We start from the raw sequence: 849 nt of genomic DNA on the forward strand, positions 1-849 counted from the left end.
GAGCGTGGGAACGATCAGCCATCAATCGCGGTAAAACACTTGCACCAGGTGATACCCGAACTTGCTCTTGATCGGCCCATGAACCAGCTTCACGGGCTTCTTGAAGATCACCGCATCAATCACCCCCACCATCTGCCCCGGCCGCACTTCACCCAAATCACCGCCGCGCTTGGCGGAAGGGCAGGTGGAGTACTTCTTGGCCAACACATCAAACGCTTCGCCCTTGGCAATACGCTGCTTGAGCTGTTCGGCTTCCTCACTGGTTTTCACCAGAATGTGACGGGCTTGGGCTTTCATTGATCGGTCCTGATGTGAAACGGCGCGCGATTATGCCTGAAGTCAGGCCTCTGAGCTGATCATGCTGCGGATTTTGTTGGCCAGCAGGTCAATCGAAAACGGCTTGGCCACCATGTCCATGCCTTCCTCCAGGAACCCCTGGCGCTCGGCGGCTTTCTCGGCGTAACCGGTCATGAACAGCACCTTCAGGTCCGGCCGGTGTTGCCGGGCGATTTCCGCCAGTTGCCTGCCGTTCATCCCCGGCAAGCCCACATCAGTCACCAGCAAATCCACGCGCAAGTCGGACTCCAGCAACGGCAGCGCCGCCCGTGCATCCGCCGCCTGGTGTGCGGTGTAGCCCAGTTCATCCAGCACATTCACCACCAGCATCCGCACTGCCGGGTCGTCCTCGACCACCACCACGGCTTCGCCTTCCAGCGCTACCGGGGCTTCGCCCTGGGTAGCGGGCGTGGTCCGCTCCAGTGCCGTGCCATGCAGGCGCGGCAGGTACAGGCGCACGCAGGTGCCCTGGCCCGGTTCGCTTTGGATGGTCACGTGGCCGCCGGATTGCTG

At 61.7% G+C, this 849-nt stretch carries 1 protein-coding gene and 1 pseudogene; both read right to left on the bottom strand.

Annotated features, from left to right (window positions below; genetic code table 11):
* Positions 1-21: 21 nt before the first annotated feature.
* Positions 22-312 (bottom strand): annotated as a pseudogene (locus HX846_RS23755) (peptidylprolyl isomerase); the annotation flags it as partial.
* A 27-nt stretch (positions 313-339) separates the two neighbouring features.
* Positions 340-849: response regulator (locus HX846_RS23760; protein ID WP_178966201.1), on the bottom strand; the 510-nt coding region annotated here is incomplete at its 5' end.

The sequence above is a fragment of the Pseudomonas sp. K5002 genome, assembly GCF_013386655.1.
In the GTDB taxonomy this organism is placed as follows: domain Bacteria; phylum Pseudomonadota; class Gammaproteobacteria; order Pseudomonadales; family Pseudomonadaceae; genus Aquipseudomonas.